A 21,099-nucleotide genomic window follows, 5' to 3' on the forward strand; every position below is an offset into this window, starting at 1 on the left:
ATTTTAATGGAAAACCTCAGTGAAATTCTCAATAAGCGAAAATATGAGTTGCTTTTAGTAGCTCTAATTCAGCATTTATTTGTTGGTATCATACTCAATGACATGGAAACATATATTAAAGTCATTTGGCCAATAAATATGCTTATTTTGGGTTTTGCGAGCGTTGGCGTTTATATCGGGAAAAGTAAATGGAAGAAAGTTATCAAAAATATCTTGCTGATTTTAGTTTTTACGCTACCCACAAGTTTGTCGTTTATCAAGACTTCACATAGTTATATGCTGATAATCAGTGCCGTTTACGTACTTTTTTTCTGCTTTATTTTTATTGAAATCATCAAATTTTTGATAAAACCAAGCTACATAAACGTTGATATTATTTCGGCTTCGGCTTGCGGATATTTGCTAATGATTGAAATTAGCGTGTTTTTGATGCAAATTTTCTTCTACGACAACCCAACATCTTACAAAGGAATTGATGCTACAAATTCTGCCACGGTTTATATGGACTTGGTTTATTTTTGTAGCATCACTTTCACAAGTATTGGTTTTGGAGATATTACGCCCAATAATTACCAAACTAAATTAATCACCTCCATTTTTGGGGTTTTAGGACAATTTTATTCAGTGGTTTTAGTGGGTATTTTAATTAGCAAATTCTCTTCAAAATCAGACAATTAAGCTTTTTTTCGTTTCGCTATTTCTGCTTGATAATATCTAAATAGAAAATCGTACATAACCAATTCATGCACACGCTGATTGTCGGAAATTGCCCTATTAACAGTCATGTGGATATTATCACTTAAATATTTTAGCAATTCCATTTCTGTTTTTTGCAGTTTTATTTGCTCGATAATGTCATTAGTTCGCTGACTTTTTTGATAAATGGCTTCAAATAAAGGAGCATATTCATGTGATTCGTTCAATGAATTATCTAAAATTCGCTCAATGGTACGACGATTCTCCCTAAAACGTTGGTCAATTTGAAGTTTCAACGATTTATCTATTCCAAATTCATTAGCAAAACTTGTTTTCATTCTCTCCAATAAATTTTTCTTTTCGGCGAGCGATAAGCCAAAATCATCCAAGAAAACATCAATTACTTTGAGCGTCCATTGCCAACGAATCGGCTCACGTTCATCGCCCCAAGTTTGGTCAAGCATTTGCAGAATGGCATTACTATCTTCACAAAATAGCGTTTCAGATAATTCTATCACATTAGCTCCATAACGTTCTATTTCACGTTGGTAAGTGTCAGCTTGCACTTTCCAGATAATCCCTTCATTTTCAAAAGGTTGTACAGCTTCTTTAATATATTGAAAGACAATACCTAATCCCGACAAATCAGGTAAATGTACTCTAAAACGCAAATGTTTTTCGGGGTCAGCATATCGAATAAAGAACCATTTGTCAATTATTTTTTCTTCAAATAGTTTCTCTAAAACAGGCTTAATAGCTTGTACCAAAATAGTATCTGCAACTTTAACCCCAGTATAAAACTTCATGTAAAGCCACTCAGAACCTAATGAAAAATTTCGCTGAATTGTATTTTCAGAGCATTGTTTTGACGTAGTTCTTTCATAAACCACGTCATCATTTATCCACGCAGCAATGAATTGATTGGTAAAACCTTCTCCATCAGCATTTTTGACAGGGCTATTTTCATTTTGATAGAAAAACTCTTTTAATTCAATTTTTTCACGCTTTTTAATGGCATCAAGCCAAATTTGTACACTTAGAGGGTTTTCTATATTTACTAAAAGTTCATTGTCGAAATCCGCTAAAACAAAGTATTTGGGCAATTTCCATTTAGTAAGAAAATCCTTAAAATTTTGCTCAAAAGTATCAATACCTCCTACTAACAATGCTTTGACATCATCTTTTTTGAGATACCAAGTTGCCAAAGAAAGAATGACATTTTTGTAGGTTAATCGAGGAATAAAATTGGCGTTCGGGATAAGCGAAGTCCAAGGAATATTGGCAGTTTTTTGAAAGCCTTGTGTTTGTAAATCACTTAAAAAATGATAAATAGGCAAGGAATTTTGAGAGAAATTATGTGCATTACTCAGTCGAGGAATAACTTCTTTTCCTAATTTTTTAGAACGCAAAACTATTCTATCAAGCTGTAAATCAACCGAAACTAAAAGGTCGTCCAAAGGTAGTTGATTCTCATTCGCTAACGAAGATTTTGCTAAATAAGGAATTTCATACTTTCTGAAAGGAGGGTGAAGTAAAATATTGCCAATTCTATTTTCGGGCAAATGAACAATTTCTGCAAAAACAACCTCAGGGTTTTTAGATTGTTCTACATCAGCAATTTCTTGTATAATTTCAAGAACATCTTTATCTGCATGGGCGAACCTTCCTAATAAATTAATAGCACTTGAGCCACTTTTACCTTCAAAGAAAATAGGCAATTTTTCATCACCTGTGAGCCTAAACATCATAGAAGCCGAAGGCGACAATTTGGCATTTGGAATACTCAATTCCTTAAAAAAATCATCTTCTAAAGCCACTTGAAATTCATTTGCTTGTAAAGCTTCTAAACGACGGTTAAATAGTTTTTGTTGGCAAACATTTAGTGAAATTTGAGTCGTAGAATGCTGCTTTTCGGGTAAAATTAATCCCTCGGCAATGGGGGTATTATTTGACTTTCCTGTATCACTATAACCAATGCCAGTTTCAGTATCTAAAGCAAATAAAAGTGGTACTTCTTTAGTTTCATATCTTTCAGAAAAAAGCTTTTTAAAATTTTTAACACTCTGATTTTCATAAACTTCTTGAACAGATGATAAAATTTCGCTTATTTCATTAAAAACATTTTTATAGCCTTCATCTAAAAAGAATTTTGTAAAGAGCTTTACAGAATCTGTCTGAAAAAGCTTTCCTTCTTCAAAAGGAACACCAAATATTTTCAACGTTTCTATGACTTCCTCATACGCACTTATAGGATTAAAATCGTTGGAATCTATTTGAGTTAAAAGTAAATCAATTTTGTCTAAAAGTTCTGCTAATTGACCTTGCGGAGCTAATATTTTCCTGATTTGCTTCGTAAAATCCTCACCTGTGATAGCTGGCTCTAATTCATTAACTAACAGCTGGTCGTCAATTAATTGTTCAATAAATACAGAGGCATCTTCTTCTGAAACATCATCATCAAGTAAATGTGGTATTATCTCTTGAATTGTCGCTCCATTTTTGCACAAATCCAAGACCAGCTGAATATACTCCGACCACGTGATAGCACTAATTTGGTGCGTTCTTCGTCCATTTACATATTTATATTCTACATATCGAATCTCCTCACCGATTTGATAAATACTCGAATTTTGACTGTATTTTAGAGAAAATTTAATCTCTGGAATTTCAGCTAATCTTTGAGCTAAAGCACCTGCAAAGTGCATATCTAAACGGGTATTTCTTCCCGATTGGGTGGCTACTTCAATATCCGTAACTTCATTCCATTCTACTACGCCACAACCCGCAAAAAGCCCAAATGGTGTACATCTACTGCACATTCGGGTATAATATTTGCCCAGCGACAAAGGGATTTTTTGTAGTTTTTTAGGGTCAGTAATTTTACCATCTTTCCACTGAATGGCATCTTGAAATAGCACTGGAGATGCTAAATAAACAGCTTCAGCGAATTTTGGATTATCAAGAATTTGTTTTAAGAAAGCTTCCGAAAGATTGTCAGAAAAAGGGAAAGTTGGAGTTCTGATAATGAGTTTATCATGAAACATAAAGAATCTTCAATTATTGAGGTTTAATAAATGCGGTAAAACGAAGATGTAAGGTATAATAAAAAATAGCTGATTCAAAAAAAAGCAATGAGAATTTAGCACAATCCACAAACTTGGTCTAAATTATCATTGCTTTAAGCTCTTAATACTCATCTAAAAACGCTCTAAACCATTTAGCAGAATTCTTTAAAGTTCGTTTTTGCGTTTCAAAATCTATATGGACTAACCCAAAACGTGGTTTGTAGCCTTCTGTCCATTCAAAATTATCTGTCAGTGTCCAAGCCATATATCCATTTACTTTTATTCCTGCTTGTTTTGCTTTCAGAATATGTTGCAAATAAGATTCATAAAAACGGATTCTGTCGGCATCATGAATTTGGTCTTCGTGAAAAACATCATCAAAAGCTGCTCCATTTTCGGTAATTATTATTTGCTTTATGCCTTCATATTGAGACATTTGTTCCAAAATTTGGTACATTCCATCTGGCGAAACTTCCCAACCGATATGCGTCAAATCTGTAACATTCCTATGTTGAGGTTTTACTTCGGTTGCTCCTAAATAAGGCATCCACCAAGCATTTTTAGCCACGACTTTAAAATAATTTTGTAAACCAATGAAGTCAAAATCAAAGGCAAGCTTTTCTAAATCTCCTTCTTGAACATACTTTTTCATCATTTTCTTGAGAAATGGCAAATCCTCAACGGGATAACCCATGCCTAAACTTGGTTCAAGAAACAGACGATTAAGAAGAGCATCAGTTCTTTGGGCAGCTTTAATATCTGATAATTTATTGGTAAAAGGCTCAATAAACGAACACGAAAAGGTAGTTCCAATCACTGCATCTGGCACATTACGGCGGACAATTCTCCCTCCTTCTGCTTGGCACATAGCGGTATGATGGATAGCAGGTAAAAAATTACCCATTCCCATTCTTCCCGGTGCGTGATAGCCCGTCATGTAGCCCAAACCTGTAAAGCCCGCAGGTTCATTCAAAACCATCCAATATTTAACTTTACTGGCAAATTCACGGGTTACTACTTCGCAATAATCTGAAAACCAAGCAATTATTTCACGGTTTGTCCAACCTCCTCGGTCTTCAAGCATTTGTGGTAAATCCCAATGATAAAGCGTGACGCAGGGTTCAAGACCATTCTCTAAACAACAGTCAATTACTTGATGATAAAACGCCAAACCCGCTTGATTTACACTTCCAATTCCGTTGGGCAAAATGCGTGTCCAAGCAATTGAGAAACGAAAAGAATTAAAATTTAGAGATTTTGCGATAAGAATGTCCTCTTCAAAGCGATAATAAAAATCACAGGCAACTTTGGCGTTCTGCTTATCTTTTATTTTGTTTTTTTTACTTGAAAATTTATCCCAAATAGATTCACCTTTTCCATCAACATTCCAAGCACCTTCATTTTGAAAAGATGCCATTGCCACACCCCACATAAAATCATTGCCAAAAGCTTCTTTTGAAAACTCTTTTGGTTGATTCAAGGGTTCTAACAACGAACTAATTATTTGATTATCTTGCATTTACACTTACTTTTTTCGGGGTGCAAATGTAGATATTTTTTTTGTGATGTTAATATTAAATCTTTTGTGACTTACTTTTTATAAACATTTTGGATACTTTCTCCCATTGTGGGATTACTATTAAAATCAAGTCCCAATAAGCTTGCGACGGTCTTAGCTAACTGATTTTGAAACAGTTGTCCTTCCGTTTTTACTTCTCCCATTGCAGGTGTATCTGGTCCTAAAAACGCCATCCAAATCTGATAACAGTCTGATACTTTTTGACCATGACTTGTCCACTGCGACTTAATTCTGTCTCCTCTTCCGTGGTCAGTTGTGATGACAAAAGTCGTTTTATCTTTATATTTTGGATTCGACTGACAATAATTCCATAAATCAGCTAAATATTTATCGAAAGAATTAGCGGCAAAAAGGTATTCTTTGTATTTAGCTTCATGGGCTAATTCGTCGGTTTCATCAAAAGACAGGAAAAATACTTTTGGTTGATTTTTAGTAACATATTCTTTTGCCAAATAATAAGTCAAAAAATCATAGCGGTCACTTCCCGACGGCGGAATATTCATCTGTATTTCGTTCAATAATTTTTCTCTATCCGATAAATTACCATTGACTAATTCTATTCCAGAATTAACAGTTATGCCACTTCTTTTTTCATTGATGATAAATGGAAAAACGTCCCAAGTGGAATATCCGGCTACTTTTCCTTTAAAATTCGGTTGATTGTTTAGGTATTCTAAAATGGTGATATTTTGATTTTCAAGTTTATCATTTGAATTGACTTTATCATCGGCATAGCCTGTTAAAATTTCGTTATATCCCGGATATGAAAACCAATATGGATTTTTGACATTTACTTTATTGCCCAACCAACGATTACCGTAAACTTGTCCTTTTTCACTTACCGTTTTCCAGAAAAAAGGCAACAGCTTTTCTCTTCTTTCTTTGGCAGAATTTGCCCAAAATGTTTTGTAAACTTTACTCGAATCGGAATTAAACTTTTTATCATTGGCAATTGTGGAATCCATGCCAGCAAAGAGTTCTTGCCAACGAAAACCATCGGTTGTAATGATAAAAACATTTTCAGTTTTAAATTTTTGTTGAGCAAATGCAGTAGAAAAATTGATTAATAAAAGAGAGAGAAATAGTTTTTTCATGATTAAATAAAATGAGATTATGGGGTTTGTAAATGAAATATAATAATTTAGCCTCCAATAAGTTATTATCGATAACATATTGAAGGCTAATACTTTACAAATTTTATCTTAAAATTTAAGCTTCAACGCTCGACGGAAAAATTGTCCTAAATTATTTGACTGCTTTTTGAATGTATAAACTTCCATACGTTCTTGGGCAACTTCTTCCAAATGACGTAAAAATAGACGAGAAGTCTGTCCTTGCCAATGCTTAAAATTCTCACTAATATTTTCGTGAACGGGTAAATATTCAATGAATCTATTGAAGTTGAAAGCGGTATCTGCAATGCCCGCCCCTGCACGTTCGCCGTCCCAAGCGTTAATTTGTTGTTCGATATGATTTGGCACAGGAACCATCATAATTGGTTTTCCTAAGTACATAGCCTCACAAACAGACTCGAAGCCTGCTGTGCAAACCAATCCCGAACATTCTTGCATCATGGTCAAAAACTTTTCTGAATTTACTTGATGAAAAGTCAAATTTTCTCTGAATTGCCATTCATCAGCAAATTCTTTATTGTTCCAAAAACAATGAATTTGAACGTCTCGGTGATTGGAATGCCAATTTATAATGTCTTCACTCAGCTTATGGTGTGTTATGTAGGCAAGAATAAAAGGTTTAGTTTTAGGGCTAAGTTTTTTTACTTCGTCACGTAAAAGTGGTGGCGTAACGGCAATGAAATTGGCTTTATCATCTGGCATTTCTACAAACGACAAAGCCAATTTACGGGTTGAATTTAGAGAGGTAAGACGGGTATTTAGATTCAATAAAAATCTATCTACGTATTTATTGGGTAACGAAATAAACGCTTTATGCAATAACAAATATTGATGACCAATACAAACCACAGGAATGCTTGGGCGATGAAACTGAGCATACAAACCACAAATCATATCATAGAAATTTACGATAACGTCTGGGCGATGTTCTTCAACTTTTTGAGCTAACAATTGAACACTTTTGTGGTATTTTCCTATTTTTAGTATGTGTGTGCTGATGGTATCCCAAACTTTTACAGCTTTGGTTTGTCCGTAAACTAAGCTTGGAGCTGGAAACGTTTGAATTTTCAAAGGAATTTTTTCTTGAAAAAACGTTGGCAAATTATGTTCGTTATCCATACCAACCATCACAGAAACAACTTGATGACCAGCATTTGTCAAGATTTCAAATAATGAAATGGCTTGTGTAAGATGTCCTCTTCCTTCGCCTTGTACCACAAATAAGAATTTGCTCATTTTATAATATTTAGTAGTTTCAAATCGTATTAAGCGATTCCCATAAAAACTTTATTCACAACACTAAACGACTCGCTATCAACAACTTCGTCCGTTTCTTCTTCTAAAATTTGAACATTGTTTTCGTGGAGAAAATAGAGTAATTCCCAATTATTCGAATGGTCTTCTACCAGAGCAGTCATTGATTCTACCCAATCCCCCGAATTCATATAGAGAATATCATTAACCTGCCTAATATCTGGTTTGTGAATATGCCCACAAATGATTCCTTCGCAATGGTGAGCTTTAGCGAGTTCGGTGATTTTTTCTTCAAAATCAGAAACGTAGTTAACCGCTTCTTTAACTCTTTGTTTTATACGTTGCGAAAAAGAATAATACGACAAACCACGCCAAGAGCGATATTGGTTATAAATCTTATTCATTGACAATAGCAAAGTGTAGCCAACGTCGCCTAAATAAGCCAACCATTTCATTTTGGAAGTTACAGAATCAAAAATATCACCGTGCGTAATTAAAAAACGCTTTTCACCAGAAGCAAGGATATAATCTCTTTGAATAGTAAAGGATTTACCGAGAGAAAAAGGAATGATTTGGTCTAAAAAATCATCGTGGTTTCCTCTCAGGTAAATAACCTTCGTTTGTTGATATTCAATCATCTTGAGAACAACTCGGAAAAATGCGGTATGTTTTTTCTTCCAAGAGCCTCCTTTTTTGAGCTGCCAACCGTCAATAATATCTCCATTCAAAATCAGTGTTTCACAGGTCACAGACTTTAAAAATGCAGTTACTTCTTTCGCCTTTGAGCCTTCAGAGCCTAAGTGAATATCTGAGATTATTATTGTCTTGTATTGTTTGACGGTTTTCATAAAAGACATTAGCAAAGGGTAAAAACAGTGTTTAAGGATTCTTTAAACAAATTTCAACATTTACTTTAATCTTATGATTTCCAAAATATTAAGTAATTGTTATTTAGTACAGTGTTTAATAAGTTTCGGGAAGTTCTACAAGATTTTGGAATAAAAATTATCCAGATAACTTATTAAACAGTGTATTTAGTTTCTCGAAAATAAATAGCCAACTCCTTTAATAGTACGGATATAATCCTGACCGATTTTTTCTCTGATTTTACGAATATGAACATCTACTGTTCTTTCAGTTACGTGGATTCCTCTATCCCAAACATTCAATAAAATTTCGTCACGAGTATATACCCGATTTGGGTTACTCACAAAGAACATCAATAAGTCAAATTCTTTCTTTGGCAACGTCCAAGAATCGTCATTGATGGCAATGGTATAATTTTGACGATTGATGATTAAATCTTCTAAAACAACTTTATCATCAGTCTCGCTTTCGCTGGTATTTCTTTGAAAAACTGCTTTTATTCTACTTATCAAAGCACGAGGTTTTACAGGCTTATTGATATAATCATTAGCACCAATTTCAAAGGCGGCAACTTCAGAATATTCCTCTGAACGAGCCGTTAAGAAAATCAAATACGAGTTTTTTAAAATAGGGTCTTGCTTGATGATTCGTCCAGCCTCGATTCCGTCCATGACAGGCATCATAATGTCCATTAAAATCAAATCAGGAAAAAACTCCTGAGCCATTTGGACGCCTTTTAAGCCATTTTCAGCTACTTTAATTTGAAATCCTTCACGGCTAAGATTATAATCAAGTAATTCTAAAATATCGGGGTCATCGTCAACCAATAAAATTTTTTGGGAAAAGTCTAACATTGTATAGCTTGTTTGAGTAATTATTATCAAACATACTGCTCCAATATTAACTCTTTGTTAAGACAATATTATGGTTCAGAGGTAAGAGGATAATTTGTCGAAACATTGTTATGACACAAACATTGAAGTCATAAACCATGTAAAATTTCGCTGAAAAGAAGTAAGGATTTTTGATACGTTTTTCATAATGATGGTTGTTTAATTTTTTACAAATTAAATATTTCAATATAAATTCATGATTAACAAGACTTTATAGAATTAAGAAATTTGCTTATTTAGTAGAGGTTGGGATTTAGGATTATCATGAGCTTAATTATCAATTATGTGAGGATAAGTATTTGGAATAAATAAATTGATATTATGTAGTGGCGTATAGCATACGCCCACATCTCGACCTTTTGGGCGTATGCTATACGCCACTACGTGATGATGACAATATTTAACTTACAAAACAAAAAATCCACCCTAACAGAGTGGATTTTTGTAATTTAGTCATAGTTAATACTGTTTCAGTAATGCTCTAAAACATAGCACACGTTAATTCGCATAGCCCGGATTTTGAGGTTTCAGATTAGGGTTGTTCAACATTTCTTGCTTTCCAAAAGGTAAAAGCAAATGTTTTTCTTGTAAAGCTTGTTTAGAACTTTCATTGATATGACCCACGAAATTGTCAAACTTCTTCGTGTTTTCATTGAATACTTTTCTCAAACGAACCATATCAAACCAAGTAATTTGCTCGTAGCATAGCTCATGCCATCTTTCTTTCCAAACGGCTTCTCTGAAAGTAGTTGCTGAATAACTACTCAAACTTGGAGTCGTCAATTTAGCTCTATCTCTAATTCTTTTGAAAGCATCATACGCTTGTTGATTTGGTCCGGCAACTTCATTTTGAGCTTCCGCATACGTCAATAAAACCTCCGCATATCTAATTTGTGGAACATTCAAGTTATCATTACGAGTACCCGCTACACCAAAAGTTCCATTAGCAGTTTGGTTGAAATGCTTGAAAATATACGGAGCATTCAAATTGAACGCCGCACCGTTTCCATTGGTAAAATACGTGGTATAAAAATATCCTTCTTGGTCTTTAGTTCTCAAATCGCCTGCTTCATAAGAATTATAGAAAGACGTAGTTGGTACTGTACTTCCCGTTCCTCCAGGGCCATTATAGTTAATAGGCTTGAAGTTAGGGAACATATTTCCCATCGGATTTCCTGCTACCAAAGTATTATACTGAATCATGAATAAATGCTCTAATTTATTCTTTTGATTTTCTTTGTGTACATCACTGTAAGTTGTGAAAAGATTAATCACCGAAGGATTACTGTTGGCATAAGTAATTACTTCAAGAGCTTTATCAGCTGCCAATTTATAATGGCTTGCTCCTTTACTCAATGGGAAACCCGCCATTGTTAAATACACGTTAGCCATTTGAGCTTTTACTGCCGCTAAACAAACTCTACCACTTGCATCCATCCAAGGCAAACCAGCGTTTTCAGCTTCTGTCAAATCTTCAAGAATTAATTTATAAACATCATCTTTAGAAGATTTAGCAGGCAAAAAGTTTTCAGAACTTGCCGTTTGAGGTTTCGTAATCAATGGAATATCCCCCCAAAGTCTTACGGCTGAATAATATGCCGAAGCACGTAAAAACTTAGCTTCTCCTAAAATCTTCTTTTTCTGAGCATCTGGCATTGGCGTAATTGGTGGTACTTTTTCAATTACTTGGTTTGCTTGGGCAATTACTTTGTACAAACCATTCCAATAGTTAACCACATGGGCAGTATTACCATCATGAACTAAACCATACAGGTTGTTTAAGTCCGAATTCTGAGCGGTTTCAGTTGTTGAAGTTCCTGTAAGGGCTTCTAAAAGTTGCCAGTTTGACGAGAAAATTCCTGCACCTCCGCCCATAAATCTCAAATCAGAATATACTGATGCAATAGCTGCCTCCGCATGGTCTGGAATTGTATAGAAATTATCAGGCGTAAGGTTTGATGGAGCTTTTTCTTTAAGGAAATCAGAGCATCCAGATTGTCCTACTAAAAATGCACTTAGAAGGGCAAGTTTTATATTTTTATTTATGTTATTCAATTTCATTTGTATTTCAAATTTTAGTTAAGTAAGTCCATTGACGATTTAAGAATTACGATTATCAACACTTTACCCATTTTCCAATAACCAATCACCCGTTATTTAAAAGGCTACTTGTACACCAAGCATATAAGTTGTAGGTTTGGGATAATTATGCCACATCATACCTTGTGAGAAAGCACTGTTTCCGTCACCTTGGTTTGTTGGCGTAACTTCTGGGTCACCGATAATTTTATCCTTCACAGCCAAGAAGAAGTTTTGTGCAGAAGCATAAACTCTCAAACGGTTCAAATTCATCTTTTTAGTTATTTCACTCGGAATATTATAACCTAACAATAAATTTTTACCTCTTATAAATGAGCCATCTTTAATCCACCAGCTATCTACGTTTGTTACATAACCAGCTCTTGTGTCTCTGATTTCAGCAATCATCGTATTTTGATTTTGAGGAGTCCAAGCATTTAACACTGATGAATAACTATTTGCCAATGCTTGACGGTCTTCACTTGCGTGTAAGTTCATCATCATTACGTCGTTTCCGTAGCTAAATTGAAGTTCTAAGGTTAAATCGAAATTACCATATTTCAAGGTGTTGGTAAATGCTCCCCAGAATTTTGGACTACCATTTCCGATAATTGAACGGTCAGCGTCAGTAATGGCATAATCCCCGTTTACGTCTTTATATTTGATGTCACCAGGAAGAATGGTCAAACCGTTACGGTAACTTGTAAATTTAGCAGCTTCGTCTCTTTCAGCCGTTCCCCACACACCTAAGCGAGTAAGTCCCCAGAAAGCACCCACTGGCTCACCAATACGAATAATGTTTGTAGGGTTTGTGAAGTTTGGTCCACCCACGTTGAAAATATCAGAAGGCGTTGCCAACGAAAGCACTTTATTTTTGTTAAACGAAATGTTGAAATTTGAATTCCAACGGAATTTTCCAGAATTGATATTTACTGAATTAATCGCAAATTCAAATCCTTTATTTTCCATCGAACCAACGTTTCTTCTAATTGTTCCATAACCACTTGTTTGTGGAACTGGAGCGTCCAATAACATATCGGTAGTTAATCTGTAATAATAATCAGCTTCAAGGTTTACACGTCCTCCCCAAAGTCCAACTTCAAAACCAATATCCGTTTGTGCCGTTTTCTCCCATTTCAAATCAGGGTTTGCTAAACGAGAAATACCTGTACCAGAAACACGTGTGTCGTTAATAACTGTTGAATAGTTTGAGCTAAGAAGTGACAAAGAAGAATAGGAAGGAATTTCAGAGTTACCTGTCAAACCATAACTTGTTCTGAGTTTCAAGTTGCTAATTACAGGATTACCTCTCAAGAAATCTTCCTCTGACACTTTCCAAGCTAATGCACCCGAAGGGAAAAAGGCAAATTTATCATTTTCTCCAAATCTTGAAGAACCATCAGCACGACCTGTAAATGTTACTAAATACTTGTTTTTCAAGCTATAATTTACTCTACCGAAATATGAATTAAAAGCAAAACGAGAAGCTCCTGAACCTACCGATGGAAGTGTAGAACCTGCTCCTAAGTTATTATAGCCAAAATAATCTGTGGCAAAACCTTGTACACTACCACCAATATTGAAGAAATCTGTTTGTTGCCAAGAAATCCCTAATAAACCTGTAATTGAGTTATTTGCATTAATTTCTTTCGTGTATGTCAAGAAGTTTTCTAACGACCAAAACGTTTGTGTTTGGTTAGAAACTGACGCTGTTCCTTGCTGACCGATTGCTAAAGTTCTTGTTTGAGATTGGTTATTTTCTTGCGTGATGATGTTTGCCCCCAATACCGTTTTCATTTCTAAACCTTTCGCTAAGGCAATATTTGAGTAAACAGAACCCGTTGTGGTTTGGGTATTCAAAACATATTTACGCCCCATTAAACGGTGAACTGAACTAAAAGTACCTTCTGCATAAGGGAAATCACGGTTATTTGCATAAGAACCATCTGCGTATTTAACAGGTAGAAAAGGGAAATCTTCCACAATCTGACGAGCCACAGCATCGTTAATATCAGCAACATTTTCAGTTTGATTGTTATAAGCAAGTGTACCGCCTACTTTCAACCATTTTCTTATTTGGTCGTCAATCGTAAATCTTCCAGAATAACGTTTCAAATAAGATGTTTTAATCAAACCTTGGTCATCTCTATAACCTAATGAAAACGAATATTGTGTTTTCTCATTTCCACCGTTAAAACCTAACTGATGATTTTGTGTCAAACTATTTTGAGTTGATTCATTTAACCAGTTTGTATCGTACAATGGATTTCCAGAAGCATCAAATACTCGTGGGTCTGTACGGCGTAATTTTGGATTGAGATAAGCCCATTTTCCAGCATTCCAACCAACTGGGTCATATTTTTGCATATTTGCCCAAGCTAAATCTTCAACCGCCATGTATTGTTTTGAATTTAATACTTCTGGTCTGTTTGGTCCAATGGTATTTACACTAAAATCAGAACTGTATGTGATTTGACTATCATTTGCTTTTCCTTTTTTAGTAGTTACCAAAATAACCCCATTCGCACCTCTTGCACCATAAATAGCCGTTGATGACGCATCTTTCAAAACCTCCACTGAAACAATATCATTTGGGTTTAAGTAGTCAATAGCAGAACTAAATTGGTTTTGATTACCTTGTGGCAACATGACTCCGTCAATTACATAAAGTGGATTGTTTGAGGAGTTAATCGAACTAAAACCACGTACACGAATGGTTGTTCTACCACCGGGGCGACCAGAGTTTGTATTTACTTGTACCCCCGACATTCTACCAGAAAGGCTTTGATTTAACGAAGCCGCAGGTCTTTCCAAAAGTTGGTCAGCTTTCACCGTTCCCACAGAACCCGTTAAATCTGATTTTCTTTGTGTTCCGTACCCAATCACTACGAGTTCTTCCAACATACTTGTCTTTGAAGAAATTGTTACGTCAAAAACAGTCTTATTTCCAACTACAATTTCCTTAGTTTCATAGCCCACATACGAAATCACAATCGTTGAATTACTTGACGGTACTGTAATTTTAAAATTCCCATTTCCGTCACTACTTACCCCTTGATTAGTGCCTTTAATGGCAATATTTGCTCCCACTATTAATTCCCCTTTTTCATCAATTACTTTCCCCGTAATTGGTATTGAACCACTCTGCCCAAATGTGATAAATGAGAAAAACAAAAGAGATAGAAACAGATACCTCGTTTTACACCAGTAGATTTTACATTTCATAAGAAATTTTGGTTTGTTAAAGATTTAAGTTTAAGTTCTAACTAAAATGCAAAAGTATCCTGTCTCAGTTACATAAATTATTCAATGCTTTTCATTAACTATTCAATTTTAATCTCTCTGAAATATTGCTACATTTGAGATACCAAATACCATTTTTAGGATTAAAACAAGGTTAAATGTGTATTAAATAATGATAACTTTATAACTAAATCGCTTCATCATGCAAACAATTCAATTTGAAATTTATCCTAATTTCTTTGTCATAGCAGACACCTATGGAAACCCAAACGATAAGCCTGTATTGTTTTTACATGGAGGAGGACAAACTCGACATTCATGGGGAGATTCTGCTAAAATCGTTGCTGAACACGGCTATTATTCCATAGCTTTGGATGCTCGTGGACATGGAGATAGTAGTTGGTCTGAAAATGGAGAATATAGAATTGAAGATTTTGGAAAAGACTTAAAAGCGGTTATCAGTCAATTAGCGAAATCACCCGCTTTGGTTGGAGCTTCAATGGGTGGATTAACTTCTCTAATTGCAGAAGGTGAAGCAGAAAAAAGTATTTCATCAGCCATTGTTTTAGTAGATATTGCTCCCAAAACCGAACAAAAAGGAATAGAAAGAATCTTTGCGTTTATGTCTTCTAATAAACATGGTTTTGCCTCAATTGAAGAAGCCGCCGAAGCAGTTGCTGCGTATCTACCCAATCGTCCGAAACCCCAAGACCATTCAAGATTAGAAAAAAACCTTCGTCTAAGAGGCGATGGAAGATATTATTGGCATTGGGATATGAAAATGCTTGAATTGTGGAAAAGCATAAGCCCAGACCAACAAATCAAAAATGAAATAAGAATGTTTAATGCCGCCAAAAACCTAAAAGTCCCCACGATGATAGTACGTGGAGGAATGTCTGACGTAGTTTCAGATAAAGTAATGGCAGAGTTTTTAGATGAAGTTCCTCACGTGCGGAGTGTCAACGTTTCGGGTGCAGGTCACATGGTAGCAGGCGACTCAAACCATGCTTTTACCAATGCCGTTTTGGATTTTTTGAAAGAAGTTTATTGATTTTTCATAAAAAAGACGGACTGAAAAGCCCGTCTTTTTATTTTATTTATTTTCCTTAGAATCGCCTTCTTTAGGTTTTCCTTCTCCTCTTCCTTTACCCTTCCCTTTTTTATCGCCTCTGTCTTCTCTATCACCTTTTCTGTGGTCGTCGCCATCATGTCCTTTTTTATGAAGACTCTGATAAGTTGTTAACTGCTGAGGAGTAAATATTTTTTGAAATTCTGCCTGACGATACGCTTTTATTTCATCTTTAGCACTTTTATCTTTATTCCCTTTCGTGGCATCTTTACGATTAATGCACTCTGTATTTACAGCCAACACTTTCTGATATTGGTCGTCTGACAAACCTAATTTTGATTTTAATTCTTGTGAATATTGGGCAGCTCTATCTCCAGCCGAACCTTTTTTCTTTCCGCCTTCTTCTTTACGGTCTTTTTTATTCTCTTTACGTCCACCTTTTTTCTCGATTTTTGTATCGGTATCAGGATTAGTTACAACTGGCGTTTGTGCAAATGCAGCAGCTTGTACAAATAATAGTGTTAAGGAAGCAATAATAGCCTTTTTCATGAAATAATTATTAGTTTAAAAATCTCGCAACTAATGCAGTTGCTCGGTGATAACGACGTAAATAAATCAATATTGTAACATTTTTTTTTAAAAAACGGAATTATCTACTATTTGGCGGAATTAAGGTTAGGCTTCTCCGAAGCCCGTAATTCGAGGCTATTCTTGTGCTACAAAGGTTGAATTTCTCCGAAATTGTGTCGATTTATACCTCGGAGAGGTTCAACCTTTGTAGAATATAGTGAAAATTCTCGTACCAACTTCGGAGAAGTGTAACCTTAAAAGAGTCCGCCAAATATTAGATAATTCCGTTAAAAAAAGCTATGACAACGAAATTATAAATGGGAAAAATATAATTCAGGAAACAAAATTTTAAAGCACATTTGAGACAATTGATTGAGAACAAACTCGCTTAGAAAGGCTTAAAAGCACTTTATACTATTTGGAAGTTCGGAATTAAGGCTTAAATTTATTAATTTGGTAACTAATTATTGTTAAGTCAATCATTTTCGGAACTATAAACTATTTGTCTGCGACAAATTTAGACCACAGATTGAACTGATTTTACAGATTTACACTGGACACACAGTCGGATAAAAATCAAGAAAAATTAACCCAAATCTGTTAAAGTCAAACCCTTTAAGTTCCGAATATTTTTCAAACCGAACCTTCTAAATATAGCCTTTTCTTATGACTCCAAATACTTCTGATAACCGAGCATATTTTTTTAAAATTGATACTACTATTAAAAAAATTCGTCAAAGTTTACAAAAGAAATTAGATGACCTCAATGTTGATTTAACAGTTGACCAATGGGTACTTTTAGACCATATTTTTAGACACGAAGCACATGGCGTAAGTCAAAATGAATTGGCAGAAATGACTGTCAAAGACGCTCCAACAGTTACCAGAATTATAGATTTATTGGTCAAAAAGAATTTGGCTGAACGAAAAATGGCTGAAAATGACCGTAGGAAATTTAACATTACCCTTACAGATGCGGGCAGAAGCAAATTTCATGAAGCTTACCCAATTGTAGCGGAGGTTCGCAGAAAAGGTTGGGGTGATTTGAATGATGAAGACTACAAAACTTTTGTTAGAATTTTAGATTCAATTTATACAAATATTACAGCATAAATAAAGAAAGATTAGCTTTTTAGGTAAAAATCATGCTATGCAACCTAAAATCTACCCATGAAAATAATGTAAAATACAGATTGAGATAAAAGTGGCTAATCCCATCAAAATTGTCATAATGGTATAAGATTTCAATGTCAGTTCTGTACCAATATTAGCAAATCTTGACACCACCCAAAAGTAAGCATCATTTGCGTGCGAAACCATCATTGAACCTGCTCCCATAGCCATTAAAGTTATCTGTTTGCCCCATTCGGAATCAAGTCCTAAAGAGGGCAATAAAGGTAAAATTATAGAAGCAGAAGAAATTATTGCCACAGTTGACGAACCTTGGGCAGTTTTAAATATCGCCGTCAAAATAAAAGGAATGAAAATTCCGAGATGAAGCTCGCTTATGATTTCGCCATAAACTTTTCCTAAATCCAACATTTTAATAATCTCACCAAATACTCCACCAACAGCTATAATGGCTAAAATTGGTCCTGATTTTTCAATAGCACTTTCTAAAAGATGATTAATTTCAGATTTTTGAAAAGTTTTAAAAAGGGACAATGCCAACAAAATACCAATAAAAAGAGCCGTAATGGGTTCACCCAAAAACTTAATAATTGAAACCATTTTTTCAGGAAAAATAGTGGCATTCAATAAAACTAATGACTTCAGCGAAATCAGGAAAATAGGAAAAAGAATGGGTAGAAAAGCATGAAGAGGATTAGGCAGACTTCCTTCAAATAGCTGATAATCAATAGAATCAGTCGTTTCAATCTGTTCTTCGTAAAGATTATTATATTTTTTACCCGCAAATTTCGCCCAAAAATATACTACAACTGTAGAAGGAATTGCCAAAAGTGTACCCAAAAGCATGGTTTGCCCCAACTCTACATTCAATTGCCCAGCCGCCGCCGTAATTCCGGGATGTGGAGGCACAAGACAATGAACAGCATACAAGGCTCCTGCCAAACAAACCGTAAAAAACACATGAGAATTTCTAACTTTTTTGCTCAAAGAATGTAGCAAGCCACTCAAAACGATAAAGCCAGAATCGCAAAAAATGGGCAAACCAATAATAAAACCAATTAAAGTAATGGCTAAACCTGCCGATTTTTCGCCAGTTTTTTGCAAAATGTAATTGGCAATACTTAAAGTAGCTTTTGTTCTATCTAAAATAACGCCTAAAGTTGTTCCTAAAATAATCAATAAACCAATTTTTTCAAGCGTATGCCCAAAGCCTGTTTTTAGGCTTTTTATGACATCTTCACCCGAGAAATTAGCGATTAATCCAACCAAAATGGAGACTATCAATAACACAAAAAATGTATTAAACTTATACTTTGAACTCAGCAAAATTATCAATAAAATACTGATAACTAACAAGATAGATACAAATAGTGGTGATAGCATTTTGGTTGGATTTATATTTTATTAACTATGACATCTCTCCCGCAATTGACCGTTTTAAAATCTTTTTAACTTCTTGAATATCATTACTTTGCCCCAAAGCAAACATCAATTTAGTGATGGCTGCTTCAGTAGTAATATCTGCCCCACTGACCACGCCAATTTCTTGCAAAAAATGACTTGTTTGGTAACGTCCTTGCGTAACACGTCCGCCATTGCATTGCGAAACATTGAAAAAAATGATGTCTTTATCGACAAATTCTTTCATTAATTTCAAAAACCATTCGTCTGTTGGGGCATTTCCAGAGCCATAAGTTTCTAAAATCACCCCTCTTAAACCTTTAATTTCCAATACATTACGAACAACTTTTTGAGTAATTCCGGGAAAAAGTTTTAAAATCAGTACGTTTTCATCAAAAGTCTGATGAACTTTCAGAATAGCATCTTGGTCGTAATGTTTCAAATACGGTTTATTGTACTCAATTTTAATACCTGCCTCCGCCAAAACTGGGTAATTTTCGGATTCAAAGGCATTGAACTGCACACTTTCATTTTTCCTTGCCCGATTACCACGCAATAAAACTGAATTAAAATAAATACAAACTTCAGAAATTACAGGGCGGCTATGAGTTTGTGCGGCTGCAATTTCCAAAGCGGTAATAAAATTTTCTTTCGCATCAGTACGAGCCACACCAATGGGCAATTGAGCCCCCGTTAAAATGACAGGTTTATTCAGATTTTCCAATAAATAACTCAAAGCCGAAGCCGTATAAGCCATGGTATCCGTTCCGTGAAGAATTACGAATGAGTCGTATTTGGAATAATTTTCTTGGATAATCTCCGCTAATTCCATCCAAACTTTGGGATTCATGTTTGAAGAATCAAGCAGATAATCGAAAGTAAGTACCGAAATCTCAAAATCTAAACGAGCCATTTCTGGCAAATTATCAGGAATTTGAGCAAAATCAAAAGGAACTAAGCTATCCGTTTGAGCGTCATAAACCATTCCTAAAGTGCCTCCTGTATAAATTACAAGCACTTTTACATCGTTTTTGCCGTCAGCTTTTGTTTTAATTTTTATCGTTTTCATTGATGAAGTTTATTTGTGTGTTGTATTGAGTCCTAAGTATTAAGTATTGAGTCCTAAGTATTAAGTCGCAAGCTGTTCCAAAAATATTAGAATACATTGGGTAAACATTTCATTACGCTTTGTACTCAAGACTTAATACTCAAGACCTAAGACTCAAGACTTAATACTCAAGACCTAAGACTTATAGCATTTAAAGTTGTTTGCTCAATCACTTGCTCAACGCTAACTTGCATCATATCAGCCACTTTTTGAGCGATAATAGTTAGATAAGCAGGCTCGTTTCTTTTGCCACGATGCGGAACTGGAGCGAGATATGGAGCATCAGTTTCCAAAACGATATTTTCTAAACTGATATGCGGTAAAATTTTATCTAAACCACCATTTTTGAAAGTTACCACGCCACCAATTCCTAATAGAAAACCCAATTCAATGGCTTTTTGTGCATCAGCTAAATCACCGCTAAAGCAGTGAAAAATTCCTTTTAAGTTCGGGTCGGCATTTTTTTCTATCAAAGCCACAGTTTCCCAAAACGCATTTCTTGAGTGAATATCAATCCATAAATTATGTTTTTTAGCCAACTGACATTGTATCAAAAAAGCTTCCTCTTGCTGTTTAGTGAAGGTTTTATCCCAATACAAATCCATTCCAATTTCACCAATTGCCAAAAATTTATATTTGTTTAGCCATTCTTCAACTATATATAATTCTTTCTCAAAATCCTCCTTCACATAGCAAGGATGTAAGCCCATCATGGGTAAACATTGGGTTGGATATTGTTCTGCCAAAGCCATCATTCCCTCAATTGTTTCAGAAGCACAATTGGGCATCCAAATCTCAGCAACACCCTCCGAAAAAGCCTTTTCTAACATCGCTACACGGTCTTCTGCAAAGGCTTCATCATAAATATGAGCGTGCGTTTCAATAATACTTAAATTCATTTTTTGTTAATATTTTTTTAGAGATTAGAGATTAGAGATTAGAGATTAGAGATTAGAGATTAGAGATTAGAGATTAGAGATTAGAGATTAGAGATTAGAGATTAGAGATTAG

At 34.9% G+C, this 21,099-nt stretch carries 15 protein-coding genes; 3 read left to right on the forward strand and 12 right to left on the reverse strand.

Annotated elements, in window-relative coordinates:
• The first annotated feature begins 6 nt into the window (after positions 1-6).
• Positions 7-678 carry a potassium channel family protein gene (locus LV89_RS14270; RefSeq protein ID WP_109743601.1) on the forward strand — a complete coding sequence of 224 codons (672 nt, stop codon included), beginning with the start codon at positions 7-9 and terminating at the stop codon, positions 676-678.
• Here the strand turns inward: LV89_RS14270 and LV89_RS14275 are convergent.
• From LV89_RS14275 to LV89_RS14310, 8 genes are all read right to left on the reverse strand, one after another.
• A complete protein-coding gene (locus LV89_RS14275) occupies positions 675-3,740 on the reverse strand; it encodes a lantibiotic dehydratase (RefSeq protein WP_109743580.1) in 3,066 nt (1,021 codons plus the stop codon). The genes LV89_RS14270 and LV89_RS14275 overlap by 4 nt on opposite strands.
• Positions 3,741-3,882: 142 nt before the next feature.
• The gene (locus LV89_RS14280) at positions 3,883-5,280 is read right to left on the reverse strand and encodes a GH1 family beta-glucosidase (RefSeq protein ID WP_109743581.1); all 1,398 of its coding nucleotides are present in this window, start codon (positions 5,278-5,280) and stop codon (positions 3,883-3,885) included.
• Positions 5,281-5,351: 71 nt separating this feature from the next.
• Positions 5,352-6,434: an alkaline phosphatase family protein gene (locus LV89_RS14285; RefSeq protein ID WP_109743582.1), complete on the reverse strand. Its 1,083-nt coding sequence runs from the start codon at positions 6,432-6,434 to the stop codon at positions 5,352-5,354.
• Positions 6,435-6,542: 108 nt separating this feature from the next.
• Positions 6,543-7,709, reverse strand: coding sequence for a glycosyltransferase family protein (locus LV89_RS14290; RefSeq protein WP_109743583.1), 1,167 nt, complete (start codon positions 7,707-7,709; stop codon positions 6,543-6,545).
• A 29-nt stretch (positions 7,710-7,738) separates the two neighbouring features.
• Positions 7,739-8,575, reverse strand: a complete 837-nt coding sequence (locus LV89_RS14295) for a UDP-2,3-diacylglucosamine diphosphatase (protein WP_109743602.1) — start codon at positions 8,573-8,575, stop codon at positions 7,739-7,741.
• Between the two features lie 186 nt (positions 8,576-8,761).
• On the reverse strand, positions 8,762-9,448 hold the full coding sequence (locus tag LV89_RS14300; RefSeq protein ID WP_109743584.1) for a response regulator transcription factor: 687 nt from the start codon (positions 9,446-9,448) through the stop codon (positions 8,762-8,764).
• 537 nt (positions 9,449-9,985) lie between these two features.
• A complete protein-coding gene (locus tag LV89_RS14305) occupies positions 9,986-11,548 on the reverse strand; it encodes a RagB/SusD family nutrient uptake outer membrane protein (protein ID WP_109743585.1) in 1,563 nt (520 codons plus the stop codon).
• 96 nt (positions 11,549-11,644) lie between these two features.
• Positions 11,645-14,791, reverse strand: coding sequence for a SusC/RagA family TonB-linked outer membrane protein (locus LV89_RS14310; protein WP_109743586.1), 3,147 nt, complete (start codon positions 14,789-14,791; stop codon positions 11,645-11,647).
• Between the two features lie 220 nt (positions 14,792-15,011).
• Between LV89_RS14310 and LV89_RS14315 the strand changes: the two genes are divergently transcribed.
• On the forward strand, positions 15,012-15,860 hold the full coding sequence (locus tag LV89_RS14315; RefSeq protein ID WP_109743587.1) for an alpha/beta fold hydrolase: 849 nt from the start codon (positions 15,012-15,014) through the stop codon (positions 15,858-15,860).
• A gap of 42 nt (positions 15,861-15,902) precedes the next feature.
• On the opposite strand, the gene LV89_RS14320 is transcribed toward LV89_RS14315, so the two are convergent.
• Positions 15,903-16,427 carry a hypothetical protein gene (locus tag LV89_RS14320; RefSeq protein ID WP_109743588.1) on the reverse strand — a complete coding sequence of 175 codons (525 nt, stop codon included), beginning with the start codon at positions 16,425-16,427 and terminating at the stop codon, positions 15,903-15,905.
• A gap of 687 nt (positions 16,428-17,114) precedes the next feature.
• On the opposite strand from LV89_RS14320, the gene LV89_RS14325 reads away from it, so the two are divergent.
• Positions 17,115-17,561 carry a MarR family winged helix-turn-helix transcriptional regulator gene (locus tag LV89_RS14325; RefSeq protein ID WP_109743589.1) on the forward strand — a complete coding sequence of 149 codons (447 nt, stop codon included), beginning with the start codon at positions 17,115-17,117 and terminating at the stop codon, positions 17,559-17,561.
• A 51-nt stretch (positions 17,562-17,612) separates the two neighbouring features.
• On the opposite strand, the gene LV89_RS14330 is transcribed toward LV89_RS14325, so the two are convergent.
• From LV89_RS14330 to LV89_RS14340, 3 genes are all read right to left on the reverse strand, one after another.
• Positions 17,613-18,962 carry a GntP family permease gene (locus LV89_RS14330; RefSeq protein WP_109743590.1) on the reverse strand — a complete coding sequence of 450 codons (1,350 nt, stop codon included), beginning with the start codon at positions 18,960-18,962 and terminating at the stop codon, positions 17,613-17,615.
• A 25-nt stretch (positions 18,963-18,987) separates the two neighbouring features.
• The gene (locus tag LV89_RS14335) at positions 18,988-20,049 is read right to left on the reverse strand and encodes an asparaginase (protein ID WP_109743591.1); all 1,062 of its coding nucleotides are present in this window, start codon (positions 20,047-20,049) and stop codon (positions 18,988-18,990) included.
• A gap of 167 nt (positions 20,050-20,216) precedes the next feature.
• Positions 20,217-20,987 (reverse strand): TatD family hydrolase, encoded by a 771-nt coding sequence (locus tag LV89_RS14340; RefSeq protein ID WP_229201523.1) that lies wholly within the window; start codon positions 20,985-20,987, stop codon positions 20,217-20,219.
• Positions 20,988-21,099 lie beyond the last annotated feature (112 nt).

This window comes from Arcicella aurantiaca (assembly GCF_003148625.1).
GTDB lineage: Bacteria > Bacteroidota > Bacteroidia > Cytophagales > Spirosomataceae > Arcicella > Arcicella aurantiaca.